26 protein-coding genes are annotated in these 22,514 nt (G+C 68.0%); 7 read left to right on the top strand and 19 right to left on the bottom strand.

Annotation, left to right across the window (positions count from 1 at the left end):
* The first annotated feature begins 28 nt into the window (after positions 1-28).
* The 6 genes from Aph01nite_RS07740 to hypF all read left to right on the top strand — a co-directional run bounded on the left by Aph01nite_RS07740 (position 29) and on the right by hypF (position 5,034).
* Positions 29-823 carry an SAM-dependent methyltransferase gene (locus Aph01nite_RS07740; protein WP_204040071.1) on the top strand — a complete coding sequence of 265 codons (795 nt, stop codon included), beginning with the start codon at positions 29-31 and terminating at the stop codon, positions 821-823.
* A gap of 115 nt (positions 824-938) precedes the next feature.
* A complete protein-coding gene (locus tag Aph01nite_RS07735) occupies positions 939-1,316 on the top strand; it encodes a PadR family transcriptional regulator (protein WP_204040070.1) in 378 nt (125 codons plus the stop codon).
* Positions 1,317-1,334: 18 nt separating this feature from the next.
* Positions 1,335-1,901, top strand: coding sequence for a D-sedoheptulose-7-phosphate isomerase (locus Aph01nite_RS07730; RefSeq protein ID WP_239161477.1), 567 nt, complete (start codon positions 1,335-1,337; stop codon positions 1,899-1,901).
* Entirely contained in the window at positions 1,898-2,119 is a 222-nt protein-coding gene (locus tag Aph01nite_RS07725) for a HypC/HybG/HupF family hydrogenase formation chaperone (RefSeq protein WP_204040068.1), read from the top strand. Before Aph01nite_RS07730 ends, Aph01nite_RS07725 begins: the two co-directional genes overlap by 4 nt.
* The gene (locus Aph01nite_RS07720) at positions 2,112-2,759 is read left to right on the top strand and encodes a D-sedoheptulose-7-phosphate isomerase (RefSeq protein ID WP_204040067.1); all 648 of its coding nucleotides are present in this window, start codon (positions 2,112-2,114) and stop codon (positions 2,757-2,759) included. Before Aph01nite_RS07725 ends, Aph01nite_RS07720 begins: the two co-directional genes overlap by 8 nt.
* Positions 2,760-2,763: 4 nt before the next feature.
* The gene (gene hypF, locus Aph01nite_RS07715) at positions 2,764-5,034 is read left to right on the top strand and encodes a carbamoyltransferase HypF (protein ID WP_204040066.1); all 2,271 of its coding nucleotides are present in this window, start codon (positions 2,764-2,766) and stop codon (positions 5,032-5,034) included.
* A gap of 157 nt (positions 5,035-5,191) precedes the next feature.
* On the opposite strand, the gene hypE is transcribed toward hypF, so the two are convergent.
* The 14 genes from hypE to Aph01nite_RS07650 all read right to left on the bottom strand — a co-directional run bounded on the left by hypE (position 5,192) and on the right by Aph01nite_RS07650 (position 16,765).
* Entirely contained in the window at positions 5,192-6,292 is a 1,101-nt protein-coding gene (hypE, locus tag Aph01nite_RS07710; RefSeq protein ID WP_204040065.1) for a hydrogenase expression/formation protein HypE, read from the bottom strand.
* Positions 6,289-7,416 (bottom strand): hydrogenase formation protein HypD, encoded by a 1,128-nt coding sequence (gene hypD, locus Aph01nite_RS07705; protein WP_204040064.1) that lies wholly within the window; start codon positions 7,414-7,416, stop codon positions 6,289-6,291. The genes hypE and hypD overlap by 4 nt, the downstream gene beginning before the upstream one ends.
* Positions 7,417-7,428: 12 nt before the next feature.
* Positions 7,429-7,701, bottom strand: a complete 273-nt coding sequence (locus tag Aph01nite_RS07700) for a HypC/HybG/HupF family hydrogenase formation chaperone (RefSeq protein WP_204040063.1) — start codon at positions 7,699-7,701, stop codon at positions 7,429-7,431.
* A gap of 21 nt (positions 7,702-7,722) precedes the next feature.
* A complete protein-coding gene (locus Aph01nite_RS42565) occupies positions 7,723-7,830 on the bottom strand; it encodes a DUF6893 family small protein (protein WP_373872273.1) in 108 nt (35 codons plus the stop codon).
* A gap of 13 nt (positions 7,831-7,843) precedes the next feature.
* On the bottom strand, positions 7,844-8,050 hold the full coding sequence (locus Aph01nite_RS07695) for a hypothetical protein (protein ID WP_239161476.1): 207 nt from the start codon (positions 8,048-8,050) through the stop codon (positions 7,844-7,846).
* Positions 8,025-8,633 carry a DUF5947 family protein gene (locus Aph01nite_RS07690; protein WP_204040062.1) on the bottom strand — a complete coding sequence of 203 codons (609 nt, stop codon included), beginning with the start codon at positions 8,631-8,633 and terminating at the stop codon, positions 8,025-8,027. Before Aph01nite_RS07690 ends, Aph01nite_RS07695 begins: the two co-directional genes overlap by 26 nt.
* A complete protein-coding gene (locus tag Aph01nite_RS07685; protein WP_204040061.1) occupies positions 8,618-8,944 on the bottom strand; it encodes a NifU-related iron-sulfur-binding protein in 327 nt (108 codons plus the stop codon). Before Aph01nite_RS07685 ends, Aph01nite_RS07690 begins: the two co-directional genes overlap by 16 nt.
* Complete coding sequence (locus Aph01nite_RS07680) at positions 8,937-10,724, bottom strand: nickel-dependent hydrogenase large subunit (protein ID WP_204040060.1); 1,788 nt, start codon at positions 10,722-10,724, stop codon at positions 8,937-8,939. Before Aph01nite_RS07680 ends, Aph01nite_RS07685 begins: the two co-directional genes overlap by 8 nt.
* A gap of 29 nt (positions 10,725-10,753) precedes the next feature.
* Complete coding sequence (locus tag Aph01nite_RS07675; protein ID WP_204040059.1) at positions 10,754-11,800, bottom strand: NADH-quinone oxidoreductase subunit B family protein; 1,047 nt, start codon at positions 11,798-11,800, stop codon at positions 10,754-10,756.
* Positions 11,797-12,282 carry a hydrogenase maturation nickel metallochaperone HypA gene (locus Aph01nite_RS07670; protein ID WP_239161475.1) on the bottom strand — a complete coding sequence of 162 codons (486 nt, stop codon included), beginning with the start codon at positions 12,280-12,282 and terminating at the stop codon, positions 11,797-11,799. The genes Aph01nite_RS07675 and Aph01nite_RS07670 overlap by 4 nt, the downstream gene beginning before the upstream one ends.
* A complete protein-coding gene (locus Aph01nite_RS07665; protein WP_239161474.1) occupies positions 12,275-13,000 on the bottom strand; it encodes a hydrogenase maturation protease in 726 nt (241 codons plus the stop codon). The genes Aph01nite_RS07670 and Aph01nite_RS07665 overlap by 8 nt, the downstream gene beginning before the upstream one ends.
* On the bottom strand, positions 12,997-14,607 hold the full coding sequence (locus Aph01nite_RS07660; RefSeq protein WP_204040058.1) for a hypothetical protein: 1,611 nt from the start codon (positions 14,605-14,607) through the stop codon (positions 12,997-12,999). Before Aph01nite_RS07660 ends, Aph01nite_RS07665 begins: the two co-directional genes overlap by 4 nt.
* Before the next feature lie 316 nt (positions 14,608-14,923).
* Positions 14,924-15,883 carry a pentapeptide repeat-containing protein gene (locus tag Aph01nite_RS07655; RefSeq protein ID WP_204040057.1) on the bottom strand — a complete coding sequence of 320 codons (960 nt, stop codon included), beginning with the start codon at positions 15,881-15,883 and terminating at the stop codon, positions 14,924-14,926.
* Positions 15,884-16,111: 228 nt separating this feature from the next.
* Positions 16,112-16,765 carry a class I SAM-dependent methyltransferase gene (locus Aph01nite_RS07650; protein WP_204040056.1) on the bottom strand — a complete coding sequence of 218 codons (654 nt, stop codon included), beginning with the start codon at positions 16,763-16,765 and terminating at the stop codon, positions 16,112-16,114.
* Positions 16,766-16,875: 110 nt separating this feature from the next.
* Here Aph01nite_RS07650 and Aph01nite_RS07645 point away from each other — a divergent pair, with 110 nt between their 5' ends.
* Positions 16,876-17,508, top strand: a complete 633-nt coding sequence (locus tag Aph01nite_RS07645) for a class I SAM-dependent methyltransferase (RefSeq protein ID WP_204040055.1) — start codon at positions 16,876-16,878, stop codon at positions 17,506-17,508.
* A gap of 37 nt (positions 17,509-17,545) precedes the next feature.
* On the opposite strand, the gene Aph01nite_RS07640 is transcribed toward Aph01nite_RS07645, so the two are convergent.
* From Aph01nite_RS07640 to Aph01nite_RS07620, 5 genes are all read right to left on the bottom strand, one after another.
* Complete coding sequence (locus Aph01nite_RS07640) at positions 17,546-18,097, bottom strand: dihydrofolate reductase family protein (protein WP_204040054.1); 552 nt, start codon at positions 18,095-18,097, stop codon at positions 17,546-17,548.
* 73 nt (positions 18,098-18,170) lie between these two features.
* On the bottom strand, positions 18,171-19,127 hold the full coding sequence (locus tag Aph01nite_RS07635; protein ID WP_204040053.1) for a nucleoside hydrolase: 957 nt from the start codon (positions 19,125-19,127) through the stop codon (positions 18,171-18,173).
* The gene (locus Aph01nite_RS07630; RefSeq protein WP_204040052.1) at positions 19,124-20,023 is read right to left on the bottom strand and encodes an ABC transporter permease; all 900 of its coding nucleotides are present in this window, start codon (positions 20,021-20,023) and stop codon (positions 19,124-19,126) included. Before Aph01nite_RS07630 ends, Aph01nite_RS07635 begins: the two co-directional genes overlap by 4 nt.
* Positions 20,020-21,033, bottom strand: coding sequence for an ABC transporter permease (locus Aph01nite_RS07625; RefSeq protein ID WP_204040051.1), 1,014 nt, complete (start codon positions 21,031-21,033; stop codon positions 20,020-20,022). Before Aph01nite_RS07625 ends, Aph01nite_RS07630 begins: the two co-directional genes overlap by 4 nt.
* Positions 21,030-22,514 carry an ABC transporter ATP-binding protein gene (locus Aph01nite_RS07620; RefSeq protein WP_204040050.1) on the bottom strand — a complete coding sequence of 495 codons (1,485 nt, stop codon included), beginning with the start codon at positions 22,512-22,514 and terminating at the stop codon, positions 21,030-21,032. Before Aph01nite_RS07620 ends, Aph01nite_RS07625 begins: the two co-directional genes overlap by 4 nt.

The raw sequence follows: 22,514 nt of genomic DNA, 5'->3' as shown, positions 1-22,514 counted from the left end.
TTCTTTGGGTGGAATTGAGGAGAAAGTCATGGACGAGCTTGCGCGAGTTCCCCGGGGAATCGACTCGTCGAAGCCGAGCTCGGCCCGCGTCTACGACTACCTCCTCGGCGGCAAGGACAACTACGCCGTGGACCGCATGGTCGCGGAACGCCTGCTCTCCGTCGCCCCCGACACCCGCTCCGTCGTACGGGCGAACCGCGCATTCCTCGCCCGCGCCATCAGACTGCTCTCCGAACGCGGCGTGTCCCAGTTCATCGACCTCGGCACCGGCATCCCCACCTCCCCGAGCGTGCACGAGGTCGCCCGCGAGACCCACCCCGACGCCAAGGTCGTGTACGTGGACAACGACCCCCTGGTCAAAGTCCACAACGACGCCCTGCTCGCCACCGACGACGGTGTGATCACCCTGGAGGCGGACATCCGCCGCCCCGACGACATCATCGGCCACCCCGACGTGAAGGACCTCATCGACTTCGACCGCCCGGTCGGCGTTCTCCTGGTGGCCGTGCTGCACTTCGTCTCCGACGAGGAGGGCGCGTACCGGATCGTCTCCGGGCTGCGGGACAGGGTCGCCCCGGGCAGCTACTTCGTGCTCTCGCACAGCAGCTCGGAGAGCGAGCCGGAGGTGCTCGCGCAGCTCAAGGCGTCCACGGCCAACAGCCCCGCCCAGTCCACCTTCCGCGACCATGCGGAGATCCTGGACTTCTTCGAGGGTCTGGAGATCGAGGAGCCCGGCCTGGTCCCGGTGCAGCGGTGGCGTCCCGCGATGGACTCCATCAGCAGCCGCCTCATCGTCGAAGGCGCGGTCGCCAGAAAGCCGTAATCAATTTCCGTCCTCCGGACGGCGATGACTTCCACAAGTGCCGTACGTGTGCCACGAAGCGTGCCGGCATGAGCGCTAGCGTCCTGATTGATGCAGGTCAGCGAGGAGAGGCGCCATGCCCGGTAGTGAGATCCGTAGTCTCCTCCATCCTTTCCTGCTTCTCCTGATCTGCGAACGTCCCGCCCACGGGTACGACCTGATCGAACGTCTCGCCCTCTTCGGCGCGGACGACCTGGAACCCGCCCAGATCTACCGGATCCTGCGCGCCCTTGAGCGGGAAGGACTGCTGGCCTCCACCTGGGTGGCGTCGGCGACCGGCCCCGCCCGGCGGCGTTATGAGCTGACCGCGAGCGGTATGGCCGAGTTGCAGAGCTGGATGGCGCGGCTGACCCATCTCGGCCAGGTCGTGGAGGCGTGTCTGGCTCGATGGCGGCAGCTCATGCCGTGTGAAAGCCCTCAGTACCGCAGTCCCTACGTCCTCCCCACGTCATAAGAATTGGAGAGTCCGGTTGTGGACGCTTTCGAGCGGCGCGTGGGCCCTGGTAGCGCCCTGTCCGACGCCGTGGATCAGATCCTGCGCGCCTGTCAGGACATGGCGGGGCGCTTCCGGCAGGGCGGCAAGCTGATCGTGTTCGGCAACGGGGGCTCGGCTACCGATGCCCAGCATGTCGCCGTCGAGTTCGTGCATCCCGTCATAGTCGGCAAGCCGGCCCTTCCCGCCCTTTCGCTGACCAACGATGCCGCCATGGTGACGGGCATCGCCAGAACCGAAGGGCTGGACGACATTTTCGCCGCCCAGCTCCGGCTGCTGGCCTCGCCGGACGACATAGCCGTCGGCATCTCGGCCGCGGGCGACTGCGCCAACGTGCTCCGTGGTCTGGACACCGCGCGAGAACTCGGCCTGTTGACCGTCGCTCTCTTCGGCGGAGCGGAACCCCGGCAGACCGCGGCGGATCACCTCCTGGTCGCCCGGTCCGCGGATCCGCTCATCGTCAAGGAGGTACACGTGACGATCTATCACCTGCTCTGGGAGCTGACGCACGTCTACCTGGAGCAGCCCTCGGCGGTGGCCCGATGACCGAGGAAGAGCGTTACGAAACCTGTGTCACCTGCTCCGACGTGGCGGTTCCGGTACGAGTGATCCGATTGCTGGACGACGGCCTCGCCGTGGCGGAAACCGCGTGCGGCCCGGAGGAGATCAGTGTGGCGCTGGTGGACGCCCGGCCCGGTGACATCGTGCTCGTCCACGCCAAGGAAGCCATCGCCGTACGCCGAGAAGGGGGCGACCATGAGTGAACCCGGCCTGGAGACCCTCTACCCCTTCCTGTACGCGGACACCGGACCCGACTGCCACGACCACCTGCGCCGATCCACCCAGGACAAGATCGCCGAAATCATCACCCTGCGCCAGGAACTGGCCGGTGTGTACGGGCAACGCCTGGCCGCCTGCGCGTACGACATGGCGACCGCTTTCGACCACGGCGCACGCCTTTTCACCTTCGGCAACGGGGGCAGCAGCACCGACGCCCAGGACGTCGCGCAGACGTTCGCCCATCCGCCGGCACCCGCGCGTCCGGTCGCCGCGATCTCCCTGGCTCAGGACGTGGCCGTGCTCACGGCGCTGTCCAACGATGTCGGTTACGACCGAGTTTTCGCCCGCCAACTGGCCGCTCTCGGACGGCACGGCGACGTCGCGGTGGGTCTCTCCACGAGCGGCGGTTCACCCAACGTACTCAACGCCATGGCCGAGGCACGCCGACTGGGCATGCTCACAGTCGGCTTCGTCGGCTACGACGGCGGCAAAATGGCGCAGGACGACCTGGTCGACCATCTGTTCGTGGTGCCGTCCACATCGGTGCATCGCATCCAGGAAGCGCAGACCACGCTTTATCACGTCCTTTGGGAGCTGACCCAGACACGCGGCGACGGGTCCTGACGGAATGCTTCCCGCGCAGCGCATCCGGGTCCGCGTCCAAGGGCTCGTGCAGGGCGTGGGTTTCCGCCCTTTCGTGTACGGCCTCGCCACCGAGTACGGCGTGACCGGCTTCGTCGGCAACGACTCCGGAGGCGTGTTCATCGAGGCGGAAGGCCACCCGCCGGCGCTGGACGGCTTCGTGGCCGGGCTACGACGTCAGGCTCCGCCGTTGGCGCTGGTCGAACACGTGATCATCGAAGTGACCGAGCCGCTCGGGGAGGCGGGCTTCCGGATCGTCCCCAGCGAGGGCGGCGCCCGGCGTGACGCTCTGGTCGCGCCGGACACCGCGACCTGCGACGACTGCCTGGCCGAACTGTCGGACCCGGCTTGCCGCCGCTACCGTCACCCGTTCGCCAACTGCACGAACTGCGGCCCTCGATTCACCATCGTCACCGGGGTCCCCTATGACCGGGACGCCACGACGATGGCCGGATTCGCGATGTGTGCCGAGTGTGAGCGCGAATACCGCGATCCCGTCGATCGGAGGTTCCACGCGCAACCGGTCTGCTGCCCGGCCTGCGGTCCGACCCTGCGCCTGCTCGGCGCGGACGGCCGGCCGATGCCGGGAGATCCGGTCACCACGGCGGTGGAGTGGCTACAGAGGGGCTGCATCCTGGCGGTCAAAGGGCTCGGTGGTTACCACCTGGCCGTGCTCGCCGACCACGAGCGGGCCGTGGCCACACTACGAGCCCGCAAACGCCGGGAGGCGCGGCCGTTCGCCGTGATGGCGCCCGATCTGGCAGCGGCCGACGCGCTGGTTCACCTCGAACCCGAGGCGATACGGCTCCTGACCGGCAGTCGGAGCCCCATCGTGCTGGCTCCCCGGCGGGAGGACGCCGCGGTCGCCGAGGCGGTGGCTCCGGGGAGCCGCGATCTGGGAGTGATGCTGCCGCACACGCCGCTGCACCACCTGCTCGCCGCGCAGGTCGCCCAGCCGTTCGTGCTGACCAGCGGCAATCTCTCCGACGAGCCGATCGCCTGCCAGGACGCGGACGCTCTTCGGCGGCTGGCCCCGGTTGCCGATGGCTTCCTGCTGCATGACCGGCGTATCCATGTTCGTGCGGATGACTCCCTGGTCCGGGTGTTCCGCGGCAGGGAGATGCCGATTCGGCGATCGCGTGGTTACGTGCCCGCTCCCGTGGCCGTGCCGTGGATGTTTCCCCGGCCGGTGCTCGCCTGCGGAGCGGAGCTGAAGAACACCTTCTGCGTGGCGAAGGGCACCCAGGCGTTCCTCTCCCACCACATCGGCGACCTGGAGAACTACGAGACCCTGCGCTCGTTCACCGAAGGCATCGACCACTTCTGCCGAATCTTCGGGGTACGTCCCGCTGTGGTCGCCCATGATCTGCATCCGGAGTATCTGTCCACCAAATACGCGTTGGACCGCGAAGACTGCGATCTGTTGGCAGTTCAGCACCATCACGCTCATATCGCGTCCTGCCTGGCGGACAACGGACACGAGGGACCGGTGATCGGGGTGGCGTTCGACGGCCTCGGATACGGGGAGGACGGCACTCTGTGGGGCGGCGAACTCCTCGTCGCCGACCTGGAGACATTCCGCCGCGCCGGCCACCTGGAGCCGGTGCCCATGCCCGGCGGAGCCGCCGCCGTCCGTCAACCATGGCGTATGGCGGCGGCATATCTGGACCAGATCTACGGCGATGCGCTGCCTGATCTGCCGGTCACTAACCGCCACAAAGGCAACTGGGCAACAGCCGTCTCCATGGCCCGAACGGGAACCAACGCGCCCCTCACCTCCAGCGCCGGCCGCCTGTTCGACGCCGTCGCCGCTCTCACCGGAGTCCGGGATGTCATCACCTACGAGGGACAAGCCGCCGCAGAACTAGAAGCACGCGTCGACCCCGCAGAAACAGGTGCCTATTCTGCGCGACTGGGAGAAGACACCCTCATCATCAAGTCCGGCGATCTCGTCCACGCCGTGGCCGAGGACGTGCTCGCCGGAGTCGCCGTGGAGCGCATCGCCGCCCGCTTCCACAACGGCCTCGCCGCCGTAGTCGTCCGCGCGGTACGCGAACTACACAGACAAACCGGACTGGACACGGTCGCCCTGTCCGGCGGCGTCTTCCAGAACGTCGTCCTTCTGGAACGCCTGGCACACGGCCTGGAGCAAGCAGGACTAACCGTCCTACTCCACCACCGGGTACCACCGGGGGACGGCGGCATCTCCCTCGGCCAGGCCGTGATCGCCGCCGCCCGGGAGCGCGCCACGACCTGAAAGCATCTACCGAGTGCCGCGGGCTCTCCCAACGAGTGCGTCCGATTTAGCGCCGGTGCGGCGAGGCGCGTCACCTGCGTTAACGGCGCCGGATAACGGCGAGGACTTGGCCTCTGGCTCAGCTCCCAGGCAACGCCCTTGGCATGAGGCAGGGCCGTCAGCAGATTCGAGGCAGTGGGTCACCGACCAGCATGTCGACGATTCTTGTTCCGCCGAAGGTGGTTTTGAGTAGGACCAGTCCTGCTGGGTCGGCTTCGACTCTTCCTACGACCGCGGCGCCCTCACCCAGAGGATGGCGGCGCAGTACCTCCACGGCGGTGTCCGCGTAGGAGCCGTCCACGACTGCGACGAACCTGCCTTCGCAGGCGACGTACAGCGGATCCAGGCCGAGGAGTTCGCAGGCGCCGTTCACGATCGGGCGTACCGGGACCGCCGATTCCTCCACAACGATGGCCGTTCCTGCGGCTTGGGCGACCTCGTTGAGGACTGTCGCCACGCCGCCTCGGGTGGCGTCGCGGAGCATGTGTACCGGAACCGCGTCAAGCAAGGCGGCGACGAGTTCGTGGATGGCTGCCGTGTCCGAGGTGAGATCTGCTTCGATGTCCAGTTCGCCACGGGCGATCATGATGGTGATGCCGTGTTCGCCGATCGGGCCGGACACGATGACGGCGTCGCCGGGCCGTACCGACAAAACGCCCAGGGTGAGTTCGCGGTCCAGGACGCCTACTCCAGAGGTGGTCACGTAGCAGCCGTCGCCGCTGCCGCGCTGGACCACTTTGGTGTCCCCGGTCACGATCTGCACGCCCGCCCGCGCGGCCGCGGCCGCCATCGAGGCGGTGATACGGCGGAGGTCGGCGATGGGGAAGCCCTCCTCCAGGATGAATCCCGCCGACAGGTAAAGCGGCCGTGCCCCGCAGACCGCGAGGTCGTTGACCGTGCCGTTCACGGCGAGGTCGCCGATGTCCCCGCCGGGGAAGAACAGCGGGGACACCACGTAGGAGTCGGTCGTGAAGACCATCCGGCCGCCGTTGACGTCGACAAGAGCCCCGTCGTCCAGGGACTCGAGCGCCGGATTGCGAAAAGCGTCCACGAAGACGGCTTCGACCAGGGTCTGGGTTGCTTTGCCGCCAGCGCCGTGGGCCAGCGTGACCCGCTCTTCTCTGATCTTGGGTTTGCGCGCGCGGGCTTTCTCGATCCGCAGCAGCACCTGCTCCTCCCGGGACGGGTGCGCGGCCACGGCGGTCTGTTCGGCGGTCATGTCAGGCTCGTCTCCTCAAGACGCCGGCGCGTGAACCGGCCGAAGTTGTAGTACGCCGCACAGGCCCCCTCCGAGGAGACCATGCAGGTCCCGATCGGCGTCTCCGGCGTGCAGGCCGTCCCGAAGACCTTGCACTCCCACGGCTTCAGCACGCCTTTCAGCACTTCACCGCACTGACACGCCAGCGGATCGGCCACTCGGACCCCGGGCACGTCGAACCGCGCCTCCGCGTCGTACGCCGCGTACGCCTCCCGCATCCGCAGCGCCGACCGCGAGATGAACCCCAGCCCCCGCCACTCGAAGTACGGCCGCAGCTCCATCACCTGGGAGATCACCTCCAGCGCCCGCCGGTTGCCGTCCCACGGCACCACCCGCGTGTACTGGTTCTCCACCTCCGCCCGGCCGTCGGCCAACTGCCGCAGCAACATGTGAATCGACTGCAGAATGTCCAACGGCTCGAACCCGGCACACACGAGCGGCTTCCCGTACGTCCCCGCGATGAACTCGTACGGCCGGCACCCGATCACCGTCGACACGTGCCCGGGCCCGATGAACCCGTCCAGCCGCTGGTCAGGCGAATCCAGAATCGCCTTGATCGCCGGAATGATCGTCACATGGTTGCAGAAGACGGAGAAGTTGGTGAGCCCTTCGGCGGCGGCCCGGAGCACGGTCATCGCCGTGGACGGCGCGGTCGTCTCGAACCCGATGCCCATGAAGACGACCATGCGATCCGGATTCGTCCGGGCTATCTTCAACGCGTCCAGCGGCGAGTAGACCATGCGGATATCCGCACCCGCGGCCTTGGCGTCAAGGAACGATCCCTTTCCACCGGGCACGCGCATCATGTCCCCGAACGAGGTCATGATCACCTCGGGCCGGCGGGCGATGGCCATCGCGTCGTCCACGCGTCCCATCGGGATCACGCACACCGGGCAGCCGGGGCCGTGCACCAGCGTCACGGCCTCCGGCAGATAGTCCTCCAGTCCGTGCTTGTAGATGGTGTGCGTATGTCCTCCGCACACCTCCATGAACGTGTACTTCCGACCGGGTTCGCAGAGCTCCCGGATCTGCGACGCCAGCCGCTTGGCCTTCTCCGCGTCGCGATATTCATCGACGAACCGCACAACGCCCGCCTTTCAGGTGATATCTGATTCCGCGAGCGCTTCGAGCTCATCGGTGTATGCCTGCCCGAGACCGGTCAGCAGGGCGAGCGTCGCCGCCGCCTCCGCTTCGTCGATCTTGGACATGGCGAAGCCCACATGGACCAGAACCCAGTCGCCCGGGCGAACTCCCTGGTCGCCCAGCAGGCCGATGTGGATGGCCCGCCGGACGCCCACCACGTCGACCGTGGCCAGGTCGGTCTGTCCGGGGATGAGTTCGACGATCTCGCCGGGAATGCCCAGGCACATCGGCCGTGCCGCCCTTTCGTGTCACATTCGTTCGATCTTGATGTACCGCTTCAGCGCGGGCAGTTCCCGCCAGAACACGGCGAGCAGCAGGCCTCCGGCGAGCAGGGCCAGCATCTTCTTGTTCCGCATGTCACACCTCCTCTCAGCCCGGTGGCAGGTTCGGCATGACCGGCAGAATGGGGTTCTCCTTCTTGGGCCGCACGCCGGTCGAGCGGCGCGCGTCGGCGCTGCCGTCCTTGTGGTGGCCTGCCTGGAAGCGGTGCGCGCGTCCCTGATTGCCTTGCCGTACGCCCTTGACGTGCGCGGTCGTGTCAGGTTTCACGTCAGGCTTGCCCACGCGGATACCCATGACCTTTTCCCCTCTCTGACAGTTCGGCGAAGAATCGGGGCAGCCGGGCCCAGAGTTCCGGACCTCCGGACATGCCCTTCCATTCGCCGCGTACCAGTGCGACCAACCGGTGGCAGTCGTCGATCGGGACGAGCCAGCGCTCGTCCAGACCGCGGACGGCGGCCACCAGGAAGGCCTCGACCTCGGGCCGGATCGAGCGCAGCGGCTCGTACTGGCCGACGAGGTTCGCCCAGATTTCGGCGTCCAGGTCGCCGCGGGTGGCTCCGGCCGGGCTCGGGTAGTGCGCGAGCACCGAGCCGTCCGGTTGCGGCACGAAGAACGCCAGGCCCACCGGGACGCCGAGGTCGGCGGGCGGCGGGCCGGTGAGCTGGATCCGGCGGTCCGGAACCAGCTGGAAACGGCCCAGACCGGCGCCGCCGCGTTCGAACAGCAGCGCGCACGGCCGGCAGGCGCACAGCAGCTGCTTGTGCCGCTCCTCCAGCAGGTGGGCGTGGACGCCCGCCAGCGGAGCGCCGCACAGCTCACACGGCTCGGGCGCCTGCCGCGTACGCACGACCGTCCGGTTGATCACTTGCTGCAGCACGCGGTCCCCCCGGCCTTGGCGGGCGGTTTGCGCAGCAGCGCGTCAGCCGGAATGAACGTCTTCGTGTCCTTCTCCGGCTGGATGTCGTGCAGCGCCAGCAGGTGCGCAAGCAGGACGTCACGCGTCAGGCCGGTACGCAGCTCCGGGTCCGCGCGGTCCATGACCCGGGCGAGCGCCTCGCCGTACACCTCGGCGAGCAGGGCGACGGCGTCGAGCGCCGTCTCCGCCGACGCCGCCTCCAGCTCGGCGAGCAGCTCCTCCAGCACCTCCAGCCGTACGGACACGGTCCGGTCGTCCAGACGCTCACCCATGGCCGGCCCCGAACATGGGCGAGTGGAGCTTCTTCAGGGTGCGGCCCTTGCCGAGGTACATGTGCACGCCGCAGGGCAGGCACGGGTCGAAACTGCGCACCGCGCGCATGATGTCGACGCCCTTGAAGTCGTCCGGCCCGTTCTCCTCGAAAATCGGCATCCCCTGAACCGCGTCCTCGTACGGCCCCGGCGTGCCGAACTCGTCCCGCGGACTGGCGTTCCACGGCGTCGGCGGGTACGGATGGTAGTTGGCGATCTTGCCCTTCTGGATGACCAGGTGGTGCGAGAGCACCCCGCGTACCGCCTCGTGGAATCCGGCGCCGATCGCCTCGTCCGGCACCTCGAAGTCCTGGAAGACCTTCGTGTCGCCGCCGCGGACCCGCCCCATGGCCTGCTCGATGAAGTAGACGGCCATCGCCGCCGCGTACGCGACGAAGTAGACGCGGGCGCGGTTGCGCTCGATGGCGTTGGACCACGGCGGGATCCGCCACTCCAGCACGGTCTCCGGCAGTTCGCTCCCCTTCGGCAGCGAGATCTGCACCGACGAACCGGTCGATTTGACGTAGGGCGTGTCCACCAGGTTGGCCAGCGCCGTGCTGTACAGCCGGGCGAACGGCCCGCCGCCGGTGTCGAGCGCCAGGTGGTCGCCGGTGCGCGGGTCCAGCCAGCGCGGGCTCATCACCCAGCTGTAGTTGCCCTTGAAGTCACGTTTCTGCGGCGCGGGCAGCGTGGTCTGGTTCCACGGATGCCGCATGTCCACCGGGTTGCCGAGCGGGTCATGGGTGACGAACGGCTCCTCGGCCATCCAGTCGTCGTAGAACGAACTGCCCAGCAGGACGCGGATGCCTAGGTTGATGTCGACCAGGTTGGTCGTGACCAACTGCCCGTCCACGATCACGCTGGGGGTGACGTACATCGCCTTGCCCCAGTCGTTCATCGTCTCGTAGCGGTAGTCGACGACCTCGGGATTCTGGAACGCCCCCCAGCAGCCCAGCAGCACCCGCCGCCGGCCGACCTCCTCGTACCCGGGCAGCGCCTCGTAGAAGAAGTCGAAAACGTCGTCGTTGAGCGCGACGGCCCTCTTCACGAAGTCCACGATCCCGAGCAACCGGGACAGGTAGTCGGTGAACACCGTCGGGCTCGGCATCGTCCCGACCCCACCCGGATAGATCGTGGACGGGTGCACATGCCTGCCCTCCATCAGGCAGAACATCTCCCGGGTGGTACGGCTGACGCGCAGCGCCTCCTTGTAGACGTCCCCCTCGAACGGATTGAACGCCTCCATGATGTCGGCGATCGTGCGTTTGCCGTGGATGGCGGCGTTCGGCGCCTCCGTCGTCCTGGCGCGCCGCAGCAGGCCGGGGTTGGTGTCCTTGACCATCGCTTCGCAGAAGTCGACGAAGACGAGATTGTCCTGGAAGAGGGTGTGGTCGAACATGTACTCGGCGGCCTCGCCGAGATTGATGATCCACTCGGCGAGTTTGGGGGTCTTGATGCCGTACGCCATGTTCTGCGCGTACACCGAGCAGGTGGTGTGGTTGTCTCCGCAGATGCCGCAGATGCGGCTGGTGATGAAGCCCGCGTCCCGCGGATCCTTGCCCTTCATGAACACCGAATAGCCACGGAACAGCGAGGACGTGCTGTGGCACTCCACGACCTCCCGGTTGGCGAAGTCGATCTTCGTGTAGATGCCGAGGTTCCCGATGATGCGGGTGATCGGATCCCACGACATCTCGACCAGCCGGCCGACCTCCTCGGCGGCTTCCTGCTCCATGACCATGCCCGTGCTCCTGTCTGTCTCGGTGATCTCTACGGACGCCAGTGCGGGTTGAAACCGCTGGTCAGAGCTTCACGGTTGTGCCGCCACCGGGGCTCTCTGTTGGCCGTGTGGTTGGTGATGCCGCGCATCCGCCGGACGAACACGCCGTACGGTTTGATCAACATCGTGGAGAGGCTGCCGCCGGGCGGCATGTCCATGAAGGGCATGAACTTGTCGGGGAAGCCCGGCATGGTGCAGCCGATGCAGATTCCGCCCACATTGGGGCAGCCGCCGATCCCGCCCATCCAGCCGCGCTTGGGCACGTTGCAGTTGACCACCGGCCCCCAGCAGCCCACCTTGACCTGGCATTTGGGCGAGTTGTAGTCCCTCGCGAAGTCACCCTGCTCGTAGTACGCGCCCCGGTCACAGCTCTCGTGGACCGTACGGCCGAACAGCCACTGGGGGCGGAGCATCTCGTCCAGCGGTGGCGGCGGGGCGTTGCCGGCGGCGTGGTAAAGCACCCAGGTGAGGGTCTCCATGAAGTTGTCCGGCTGGACCGGGCAGCCCGGGATGTTGACGATGGGCAGCCCGCCGGCCGACCGGAAGTCCCAGCCCAGGTAGTCGGCCAGGCCCATGCATCCGGTCGGGTTGCCGGCCATGGCGTGGATGCCGCCGTACGTGGCGCAGGTGCCGATGGCGACGACCGCCCAGGCCCGGGGGGCCAGCGCCTCGATCCAGGTGTTGACGGGGATCGGCTCCCCGGTCGTCGGATCGTTGCCGAAGGACGTCCAGTAGCCGTCGCCGTTGATCTTCTCGTTGGGGATGGAGCCTTCCATGACGAAGATGAACGGTCCGAGTTCGCCGCGGGCGGCCGCGCGGAACGGGGCCAGGAAGTCCTCGCCGCCGAGCGTGGGCGAGAGCACCTTGTTGTGCAGGTGCACCTTGGGCAGGCCCGGGACCAGGCCGTTGATCACGTCTTCGATCGCGGGCTGGGAGGCGGCGGTCACCGAGACGGTGTCACCGTCGCAACTCATGCCCTCCGAGATCCACAGGATGTGCATCTCCTCGAATCCGGTGTCGGGAACTGGAGCGGTCATGTCGCACCTCCGTCGTCTCCGCGGCCGCATGTCTGGGCGCCGCTGTGGCTGTGGCTGTGGACGCGGCGTTCGCCTACGAATAGGTCCTCGAAACCGTGGCTGAGCGCGCACGCTTTGGCGGGTTTGCCTTCGGTGGGTTCGAAAACGATCATTTCCAGGTGGACTTCGGTGCCGCCGTTGACCTCGATGTCGACGCCGCCGCATCTGGGGCAGGCGACCAGGGTGGAGGCGTCCACAGCTGGGGCCTCGCGGGAGCAGCCGCGGCAGCGCACCGACAGCGGTTCGATGACCACTTCGACGTCGGCGTCCTGGGCCGGGGTTCCGGCGGCGGCCACGCGGAAGCCCTGGTCGATGACGGCCGGATCGATCTCGTGTCCGCCCACGTGGCCGCCGACGCGGACCCGTACCGAGGTCACCCGGCGGCCTTCGGCGCGGTGCAGGATCGCCTGAACGATCGCGTCACACAAACCCGTCTCATGCATCGGCACTCTCCACGTCCACTGGTCGTCTCACTGAGGCTTGCTTGGTGTCTTGCTGCGTCTCTTGCCGTGTTGCCTGCCGGGCCTCTTGCTCGATCCCGCGCGGACTCCGCCGCCGGGCCTCCCGCTGGGCCTCTTGCCGGGTCCCTTGCTGGCTCTCCAGACGGGACCCTTCCTGGACCCCTCGCTGGATCTCTTGCCGGGCGTTTTGCCTGATCGCTGATGTGGCTAGGGTCTCCGCCTCGTGGCGGGCCAGGTCCGCGACCAGGCGGACCGCGTCGTCGAGGGCGGCGGCGACCGGAGCGGAGAGGCCCATGCCTTCGTCGATCACTGCTGGCTTGCAGCCCACGATCAGGACGCGTTCGACTCCGCCGCCCAGGTCGCGTAGCAGGTTGAGGACGGCCTGGGGATGCATGCCGTGGCCGTTCACCGGCACCGGGCCCAAGGTGTCGGGGTCGTCTTCGGTCGGGTCGACTTCGAGGACGATCAGGGAGCCCGGAGGGCCTTCAATGGGCACAGCGTCCACCATGATCAAGCTGTTGTAGCGGCCGTTCAGCAGTTCGTAGGCCAGGTGTACGCCGCGGATGCCGTAGTCGGTGACGTCGACGGATGGTGGCAAAGCGGACGCGTTGATCCGGTTGACCACCTCGACGCCGAAGCCGTCGTCGCCGAGGAAGATGTTGCCGATGCCGGCCACGAGGACCCGCTGGATGTCGGTCATGCCGTTTCCCCTTCGGCCAGGGGTTCGGCCTCTTCCGGGGAGAAGTAGCGGAATCGTCCGTACCACTGGTGGAGGTCGGCTCCTGGGTCGTCTTCGATGACCACGGCAAGGTGGTGGGAACCGTCGACGTCCAGCAGGACCGCTTCGACCCGGGCGGCTTTGCCGTCGAGGAACATGTCCTGGGGGTCGGTTCCGCGCAGCCGAGGGCGCAGGCGTACGCGACTGCCCCGGCGCACCAGCTCACCGCCGACCATGACGCTGTTGTTCTCCGGAGCCACCGCCGCATCCGCCTCGGGATTCCACCACGGAACCTGAGCCGCGGAAGCCCGGGAGGTTCGCCCACCTGCTCCCGTTTCACGAGCCCGCTCGCGGGCTGGATCCTCGGGCCCTTGCTCATCGGCGGGAGTCGCGGACGTCGGGTCGCTGGCCAGCAGCACGCGCGTCTGCTCGCTGACTGGAGTCGTGCGAGATGCTGGTCCGGGCACGCGGGTGGTTCCGTGGAGGCGGGCCAGCACGTCTGGTGGCATCGACTCGATGCGGTCCAGGATCGCGGCGGCACGGGGATCGGTGGCGCGTGCTTCTCTCTTTTCGGCGTCGGTCAGGGTCAGCGTGCGCAGTGAAAGGATCTCGTCGATTTCGGCCGCGTCGTGCAGGTCTCCCGGGCTCTCCGGAGCGACCCGGGGGTGGTCGTAGAGCAGGATCGGCGAGGACAGAACCACTTCGGTCCCACCCTGAACACCAATCTGGGCACCGGTCTCAGCACCAACCTGAGCGCCGGGCTGACCACCGATTTGGGCACCCGCGAGTACGGGGAAGGCGCGGACGTTTGCGCAGGTGCGGGCGGCTGCCTCGGCTTCTTCTGGGGGTTCGAGTAGGGAGACGAAGCAGCCGCCGGGGACGGCCAGCAGGAGGTGGGTTGCGATTAGGGCGTGCCGGAGAGCCTCGTCACGGGGGGCTTCTGGTGGCGGTGTGAGTCCGGCGTTCTCGACTCGCGTACGCAATTTGAAGAGGGGACCCGGGACATCGCAGGGGGCCATCGACAGCGTGAGCGACGCGTGCAGGGGCCATGCCTCCCATCGGATACGGCCAATGGGAGAGCCCTGGTCGTCGAGGAGCGGTTCCATGTCGGAATCGCCGGGCAGTTCGACCTCGAATCGCCGTCCGCCGGACAGCAATTCGCCGACGGACACCTGGACGTCGAACTCGCGGGGAATCGCCTCGTCGAAGCTGAGCGCGGTCCGCGCGCCCGTCTCGACCTGATCGACCGCCCGATGCCCGCCGTCGGGAAGACGTTCCTCCACCGACCTGTGGCGCAGGTGCAGAAACCGCAGCCGACAGTGCACGATCACCTCAGACGAGGCTCTGAGCAGGCATTCGGTCTGCTGCCACCACGATTCAGCCGACCCCGCAACGCCCTTGTCGGTGTCGCCCAGCCCATGCGCCCGCGCCCACGGCTCCGGCAGAAGCACGCCGAACTGCCACCGGACCCGGTTCTTGGCCGAGGATCGGCGGTACGGGTACAGCAGGTAGCCCTCGTACAGAATCGCGTCGGCGACCGCTTGGGCGTCCTGGAAACCAGGGACAGAATCGATGCGCTCCGGAGCCACGACCGCCTCGCCCTTTCTCCCTCACGCGTACGGGTCCACACCACGCTCGCGAGTTTGCGGCGCAGCCCATTGCATGGACCTGGCGTACGTGGCTCTTCCTGGTATAACGACCCGATCACGGACCAGGTAAGTGGAATCCGCCCTTAGGTGACGACCGCATGTAGCCAGAGGTAGATCAGTCGTGTCAGCCCGCATTCCCCTGCGGACGCAGGAATTCCATCGCCCCTACGCACGGCGTCAGAGAGCACTTGCTCCAGAACAGCCCATCAAAACTTACCCCCGCCTTTAATCGGGGAGCCGCCCGGCACAGGACGTTTCAATCCGACTTGAAGATGACCCCATGCGCTTCCGGGTCGAAACCCTCAGGCCACACGGTGCGGGAGTCCGCCGACACCTTGCTGAAGAACGCATCATCAAAGCGGGCTTCTTCCAGATTCGCTCCCGTGAGATCGGTCTCCACCAGGATCGCACCCGAGAAATCCGAGGCCGCTAAATTCGCTCCACTGAATTTCGTTCTCTGCAGAACCGCGCGCCGGAAACTCACGTTGTAGAAGTGCCCGCCATCACAACAAGCATCGTGAAGCCAGACGCCGGAGAAGTCCGCGCCGTTCGCGATGACCTCGCACAGGCTCGCGTACATCATATCCGCATGCGACAGATTCGCTTTGAGCAGGTCAGCTCCATCCAAGCAGATGCCGGACATGCCCGAGCCCGCGAAATTGAGATCGCCGAGATCGGCTCGGTGGAGATCAGCTCTACGGAAATCGAGCAGTCGCACATCCTTCTCGGCGAGCAGGGCCAGATCCGTGAATCTCCCCCTCCCCAGCACTGTCAGGGCGGCCTGAACCCCCGGCAACCGCACCTGCATAGATCGATCATTCATCAGATCGTCCTCAGGGGATCGATCATCCAGCAGCGCGAACTCACCCGAGTGATGCCGAACATAAGCGGTCAAGATTTCTCCGATGCTGCGACGATCCCCAGGAGAATCCCGCGCCACACGCTCCAGACCATAGATCCCGCCCAAGGTGATCTCGAAACTACTGTCCTTCTGCCCCATCTGATCGATGGCCCGAATGAACCGATCAGTGGCGTGACTTTCCCTCGATACGGCGATCTGCCGCCACCCCAAGAAGGCTCCCACAAGAACCGCAAGCCCGGCCAGCCCCTGCAACAAGGCCCCCCGCGCCTCATTCTGGAGCTTGTACCGGTCATTCTCAACCTGAAACCTCGCCTGACCGCTCACTTTCTCCGCACGCAACTGCTCCTCAGTCACCGACGGATAAAGAATATGCGGCCCAAAGAGCACCAATCCCACAGCCACCAAAACCGCAGCCGCACCCAGAACAAGCGACCCCGACCGACCCACAAACCGCCGCACAGACTTAAACGAACGCGGTAACCAGGAAAGAATCTTTCTGTCCAAAGAGAGCGTCCCAAACCTCGGAGGATCAACCCGGTGCCCTGTTACATCTGATCATGACTCGCCCGGCGTTACAGCCCTCTAGGTATAAGCGATAAGTGCATAACGCTCATCACCCACCGGCCCACCCCACAACTCAGAATCTTGGCTGAGCCGCTCAACACGCAGGTCAAAGACAAGCGGACGCACCGCGGAAGCCAACTCGGAGGCCCTCACTCCACCGCCCCACACCAGTGTTTCCGCCCCCGGCACATAAGGCACGACCGGCCCGGCCTCACCCCAGCATCCCTCGACCAACACCAGCCGACCGTTCGGCCGAAGCCGAGCAACCCATTCGCGCAGCGCGAGGTGAGGATCAGGCAGCGTCCACACCAGATGCCGGCACAGCACCATGTCGAACCGTTCGTCCCCGGTGGGTGGCACGGCGGCATCGCCCACCAGAAACCGACCCGCCAGTTCCGCGGCCGCCATCTTGCCCCGAGCCAGCTCGATCATCTGCGGTGCGAGGTCCACACCCGTGACCCGATGTCCTGCCGCAGCCAGCAACACGGCCAGGGAACCGGTTCCACAACCCACATCCAGCACATCCGCCGGCCCGGGCGGAGCCCACGCGCGCAACCGGCGATCCCACGCGGCCCGCGTGACCTCGGCTCGCAAACCATGGTCCGGCTCGTCATCGAACGCGTGCGCCACGGCATCCCAGTAGCCAACGATCGTGGCAGTGAGGTCGGTCACGGCGACGATCCTCTCAACCGCCACCGACAATCCCGTCGGCGGAGACGTCCGCACTGTCCGGGCTTGTGATTAATGATGGAGGCACATCGTCTGCGGGAGGGGATCGCAGCATGCGGGCCAGTACCGAGAACGACGTGCGCCGGGTGTTCGATCGGGTCGCCGATGACTACGACCGGCAGATGGCGGTATGGGAGCGGCGGCTGTTGAAGGGCGCCCGGGAGTGGGCGGTTGGGCAGGTCCGGGGTCATGTCGTCGAGATCGGGGTTGGTAGCGGGTTGAATATCCCGCTTTATCCGGGCGATGTGACGGTGGTCGGGGTCGAGTTGTCCGAGCGCATGCTGAGTCTGGCGCGGCGCCGGGCCGTACGGGCGGGGCTTGGCGACAGGGTGGAGTTGGTGCAGGGGGACGCGCAGCGCCTGTCGCTTTCGGATGGGGTCGCGGACACGGTGCTGTCCACGTTCACGATGTGCACGATTCCGGACCCTGCCGCGGCGGCCCGCGAGGCCCATCGAGTGCTGAAGCCGGGTGGGCGGTTTGTCCTTGCCGAACATGGGCCGTCCAGCAATCCCCTTCTCCGTACGGCCATGCGGCTGATCGAACCCCTCACGGTACGCAAGGACGCGGACTATCTCACCCGCGACCCCCGGCCATACTTGGAGGAGGCGGGTTTCCGGATCGAGGAGGTCAGACGGTCGGCGGCCGGCGTCTGCTTCCGGGTACTGGCCGTCCGGCCCCTGACGTGAACCCCACGACGGCGATCGCTGTCGTGGGGTTCACCGTTCACACCGGGCGGTGATACATAAGGACGTTTCCGCACGCGAAGGTCCTGGTCTTCAGCAGTTCCAGGCCGGCGCGTTCGCCGAGGCTTCCGAGGAAGGACTTGCCGCCGCCGAGCACGACCGGGGCCACCATGGTGCGTACCTCGTCGAGCAGGCCCGCACGCAGGAGGCCGGCCGCGAGCACGGAGCTGCCGAAGATCGCGATGTCCTTGCCCGGCTCCTGCTTGAGGCGGGCGATCTCCGCGAAATCACCCTTGACGAGCCTGGAGTTGTTCCAGTCGGCCGACTCCAGCGTGGTCGAGACGACGATCTTGGAGATGCTGTTCATCTTCTCCGTGATGATCGGGTCCTCCTCCTTCGCCATGTCGGTCGACCACCACGACGCCATCCCCTCGTACGTGATCCGGCCGAACAGGAGGGTGTCGACCTCGTCCAGCTGCTCGGCCGCGAACACGTTGAACTCGTCGTCCACGTTGTGCCAGTCGATCTCGTCGTTGGGCCCCGCGTAGTAGCCGTCAAGGCTCGTCATCATGAACACGAAGATCTTTCTCATCACCGACTCCTCGGATTGGCTGCTTTCCCAGTTAGTCGGAGCGGACGCCCGCTTCTCTACACGTCCGCCACCATCAATTTCCTCGAGTCAGCACATCCACGAAATCGGCGACGAACCGCGCCGAGTCCACCGCGGTGACGACCTTGGTCGGCGGAGCAGCCCGGTACGGGAAGGCCGGCGGCAACCCGTCATGGGTACGCATCAGCCGCGCCCTCGACATGAACCCGTTCGTCCGCACGTTCACCGGACCCTCCATCCAGGCCGTCGCGAACCCGGGATCGAGCAGAATGCCCGCCGCCAGCGGATCATGCAACGGAATGACCCGACGCCCCCACTCCTCCTGATAGAAGTCCAGGTACGCATCCAGAATCTCAGTCGCGAACCGGGCATTCGACGCAGCCCGCAGAGCACCGATGGCCACTTCGTCCAGAATCGTGGTCGCGGTGACGTTGACCCCGACCATGACCAGCTCCCGGCGCGGCGCGGCGAACACCGCCTCTGCGGCTTCCGGATCGTTGTTGATGTTCGCGTCCACCATCAACAGCGTCCCCGGCGGCGCGTACGGCCCCGAACCGCCCATCAGCACCACCGACCGATACCGGGTGAACAGCTCGGGATCCAGCCGCAACGCCAGCCCCAGATTGGTGAGCGGCCCGAGCGCCAGCAGATCGAGCTCACCCGGATGCTCCCGCCCCAACCGGACCAGCAGCTCAGCGGCGCTCTCACCGGTCACGTCCGGCAGAGGCCGCTCGTAACCGACATCGCCGAGCCCGTCCTTGCCGTGCACATACCCGGCGATGTGGGCGGTCCCGGTGAGCGGCGCCGAGGCACCCCGGGCGATCGGCACGTCCAAGCCGAGCAGCCGGGTCACGTAGCCGATGTTGCGCGCCGCGTCCGGTTCGACGCAGTTGCCGAAGACGGACGTGATCGCGGCGATCTCCGCGTCCGCCCGGCCGGCCAGATAAAGCAGGGTATGGGCGTCGTCGATCCCGGTGTCGGTGTCGACCACGATCCGCCGGACCTCGGTCACAGCGCCTCTCCTTCGTTCCCGCGCCGCTTCCGCCCGGCCACCGCGGCCAGAACCAGCGCCACCAGCGTGATCACGTACGGCGCGGCGTCGGCCGCCTGCTGCGGCAGCCCCACGCCCTGAAGGCGGAATCCGATCGCCTCCGCCACCCCGAACAGCAGGCAGGCCAGCAGCAGCCGGCCGGGCCGTACCCCGCTCAGCATCACCGCCACCACCGCGATCCACCCCCGTCCCGCGCTCATGCCCTCACTGAACAGCGTCACATTGCCCAGAGCCAGCTGCGCCCCGGCCAGCCCGCACAGCCCGCCCGCGACCAGCGTCGCCCCGTGCTGATATCCGCCGACCCGCAGCCCGACGGCCTCGGCCGCCTCCCGATGCTGCCCGACGGCACGCACCCGCAGCCCCGACCGCGTCCGCCCCAGCCACCAGGCCGCCGCCGCGACCAGCGCCAGGGCCACCGGCACCAGCGGCGACTGCGGCCCCACCACGGGCAGGTCCAGCCCCAGCTCCGCCAGAGTCGGCAGCCCCGCCAGATCCGGCGAGCTGTACGTCCCGCCGACACCGAAGATCTGCCGCATCAGAAACGCGGTCAGCCCGAGCGCCAGCAGGTTGAGCCCCACCGCGACCACGATCGGGTCGGCGCGCAGGCTCACCGAGGCCACCGACAGCAGACCGGCGAACAGCAGAGTGGCCGTGATCGCACCCAGGACACCGGCCCACGCGCTGCCGGTCAGATCGCTGACGACCACGGCCGTGAACGCGCCCCACAGCAGCTGGCCCTCCAGCGCGATGTTGAACACGCCCGCGACCTGGCAGATCAGCCCGCCGAGCGCGGCCAGCAGCACCGGCGCCGTGGCGGTCAGCACCCCGGCCAGCAGGGACCATTCGACGATGTTCACGCCCGTGCCCCCCGCCGCGCCCGTACGGTGGCCAGCACGGCCACGATCACGATGATCAGCCCCTGCACGATCTGGGTGAGCTGGCTGGGCACGCCCGCCTCCCGTTCCATGCCCTGCCCGCCGACCTGCAGGAAGGTCAGCAGAGCCACCGCGACCGGCACCACGACCGGCCGCGCCGAGGCCAGCAGCACGGCCGCCACCGCCGTGAACGTGTACCCGGGCGCGGTCAACGCCCCGTCCACGAACCGGTACGGCGGCCCGAGCACGATCAGCCCGCCCACCAGCCCGGCCACCCCGCCCCCACCGGCCAGCGCGTACGCGGCGACCCGGTTGACGCGGACCCCGCCGTACCAGGCGAACTCGCGGTTCTGGCCGGTGGCCCGGATCTCGTACCCGAGCACGGTACGGCTGTCCGCGTACAGCCAGAGCCCGGTCAGCAGCACGATCAGCGGCAGGCCGATCGTGACGTAACCGGCTTCGGTCAGCGCGGGCAGATGGGCGTGCTCGGGCAGCCGCGGCGTCTGGGCGATGCCCGTACCCTGCTCGGCCAGCGGGAATCGGGCGAGGTAGGAGGCGAGCGAGACGGCCGGGGCGCTAATCAGCAGCGTGCTGACGATGGCCGGGATGCGCAGTCTGGTGCTGAGCGGCGCGGCCAGCGCGGCGACCAGGCCGCCCGCCAGTGTGCCCGCGGCCAGCGGCACGACCACGGCCAGCACCGGCGGCAGCGGCACCAGCAGCGCGAACGCCGCCGCCGTGATCCCCCCGGCGGCCAGCTGGCCGTCCCCGCCCAGGTTGAACTCGCCCGCGCGCAGGGGGAGCGCGAACGCCAGCGCCATGCCCAGGGTCGGCACGAACGCGGCGATCGTGTACTCCAGGTTGCCGTCCGCGACCGCGCCCCGCACCAGGGCGGGATAGGCCAGCGCCGGGTCGACCCCGACCGCCAGCATGACGAGCGTCGTCAGCGCGAGCGCGCCCGCGACCGCCACGACGGACGGCGACAGAACCTTCACGCGCTCACTCCGGTCATGGCCTGGCCCAGCTGCGCCTCGGTGGCGTCGCCGCCGAACTCGGCGACCAGCCGGCCCTCGAACAGGACCAGGACCCGATCGGCCAGCTCGCGCAGCTCGGCCAGCTCGCTCGACTGGACCAGCACGGCCGCGCCCTGGTCGCGGGCTTCGATGAGCAGGGCGTGGACGCGGCTCCGCACCGCCACGTCCACGCCCTGGGTCGGCTCCTCCGCCACGATCACCCGGGAGCCCCGGGACAGCTCGCGGGCGAGGACCGCCTTCTGCGCGTTTCCGCCGGACAACGCGGAAATCGGCACGTCCACGGAGGCGGCGCTGATCGAAAAGCGCGCGACCAGGTCCCGGGCCCGCTCGCGCACCGCCGCCCTGGGCAGGCCGGACCTCGTCGCCAGCGTGCGCTGCTCGCCCATGAGCAGGTTCTCGGCCAGCGACATCTGCGGCGCCGTGCCACGGGCGTGCCGATCTTCGGGCACGTACGCGACACGAGGGTCGCGGCCGGGATGAATCGGCGTGCCGTCCAGGAGGACGCGGTCACCGCCGTCACGCAGGCCGGTGATCGTGTCGATGAGTTCGCGCTGGCCGCTGCCCGCCACTCCGGCCAGGCCGACGATCTCGCCGGGGCGTACCGAGAACGAGACGGACGACAGGCGGGTCACGCCGTCGGCGTCGCGCACGGTCAGGTCGCGTACGTCGAGCGCGGGGGCCGCGTCCGGCGTCGCGCGCCGGGGCACGGGCGTGGGGAGGGAGCGGCCGACCATGGCGTGGACCAGGTCGTCGGCGGTGGTGTCCGCCGTGGTGAAACGGCCGGTCACGCGGCCCTGGCGGAGCACGGTGACGCGGTCGCCGGCGGCCAGCACCTCGGTCAGCTTGTGGGTGACCAGCAGGATGGCGACCCCGCCGGCGGCGACCGTACGGAGCACCTCGAAGAGGCGGTCGGCCTCGCCGGGGGTGAGCACCGCCGTCGGCTCGTCGAGGATCAGGACCTCCGCGTGGCGGTAGAGGGCACGCAGGATCTCCACCCGCTGGCGTACGCCGACCGGGAGGGTGCCCACGAGAGCCGCGGGGTCGACGCGCAGGCCGTACCGGTCGGAGAGGTCGGTGACGGAGCGGTGGGCGGCGGCGCGGTCGAGGCGAGCGCCGGTGACCGGTTCGGCGCCGATGACGATGTTGTCGGCGACCGTGAGGCCGGGGAAGAGGCGGAAGCGCTGGTGGACCATGCCGAGACCGTGGCGGATCGCGTCGGCGGGGGAGCGCAGCCTGATCTGGGTTCCGGAGCGCAGGATGTGGCCCGCGTCGGGGCGGTGCAGGCCGTACAGGATGGACATGAGGGTGGATTTGCCTGCCCCGTTCTCGCCGACGACGGCGTGCACCTCGCCCCTGGCGACCGCCAGGTCGATGCCGTCGTTGGCGAGAACGGGACCGAACCGTTTGCTCACGCCGACCAGTTCGGCGGCGAACTCGCTCAC

Source organism: Acrocarpospora phusangensis, assembly GCF_016862995.1.
Taxonomy (GTDB): domain Bacteria; phylum Actinomycetota; class Actinomycetes; order Streptosporangiales; family Streptosporangiaceae; genus Acrocarpospora; species Acrocarpospora phusangensis.
This window is presented reverse-complemented; position numbering and strand designations above follow the sequence as displayed.

Coding starts and splice junctions, on each gene's coding strand:
- Aph01nite_RS07740 (WP_204040071.1), top strand. CDS start 29: ATGGACGAGCTTGCGCGAGTTCCCCGGGGAATCGACTCGTCGAAGCCG.
- hypF (WP_204040066.1), top strand. CDS start 2,764: ATGCTTCCCGCGCAGCGCATCCGGGTCCGCGTCCAAGGGCTCGTGCAG.
- Aph01nite_RS07720 (WP_204040067.1), top strand. CDS start 2,112: ATGAGTGAACCCGGCCTGGAGACCCTCTACCCCTTCCTGTACGCGGAC.
- Aph01nite_RS07665 (WP_239161474.1), bottom strand. CDS start 13,000: ATGACCGACATCCAGCGGGTCCTCGTGGCCGGCATCGGCAACATCTTC.
- Aph01nite_RS07685 (WP_204040061.1), bottom strand. CDS start 8,944: ATGGGTGAGCGTCTGGACGACCGGACCGTGTCCGTACGGCTGGAGGTG.
- Aph01nite_RS07725 (WP_204040068.1), top strand. CDS start 1,898: ATGACCGAGGAAGAGCGTTACGAAACCTGTGTCACCTGCTCCGACGTG.
- Aph01nite_RS07695 (WP_239161476.1), bottom strand. CDS start 8,050: ATGGGTATCCGCGTGGGCAAGCCTGACGTGAAACCTGACACGACCGCG.
- Aph01nite_RS07735 (WP_204040070.1), top strand. CDS start 939: ATGCCCGGTAGTGAGATCCGTAGTCTCCTCCATCCTTTCCTGCTTCTC.
- Aph01nite_RS07640 (WP_204040054.1), bottom strand. CDS start 18,097: ATGAGAAAGATCTTCGTGTTCATGATGACGAGCCTTGACGGCTACTAC.
- Aph01nite_RS07645 (WP_204040055.1), top strand. CDS start 16,876: ATGCGGGCCAGTACCGAGAACGACGTGCGCCGGGTGTTCGATCGGGTC.
- Aph01nite_RS07680 (WP_204040060.1), bottom strand. CDS start 10,724: ATGGTCATGGAGCAGGAAGCCGCCGAGGAGGTCGGCCGGCTGGTCGAG.
- Aph01nite_RS07675 (WP_204040059.1), bottom strand. CDS start 11,800: ATGACCGCTCCAGTTCCCGACACCGGATTCGAGGAGATGCACATCCTG.
- Aph01nite_RS42565 (WP_373872273.1), bottom strand. CDS start 7,830: ATGCGGAACAAGAAGATGCTGGCCCTGCTCGCCGGAGGCCTGCTGCTC.
- Aph01nite_RS07700 (WP_204040063.1), bottom strand. CDS start 7,701: ATGTGCCTGGGCATTCCCGGCGAGATCGTCGAACTCATCCCCGGACAG.
- Aph01nite_RS07670 (WP_239161475.1), bottom strand. CDS start 12,282: ATGCATGAGACGGGTTTGTGTGACGCGATCGTTCAGGCGATCCTGCAC.
- hypE (WP_204040065.1), bottom strand. CDS start 6,292: ATGACCGCCGAACAGACCGCCGTGGCCGCGCACCCGTCCCGGGAGGAG.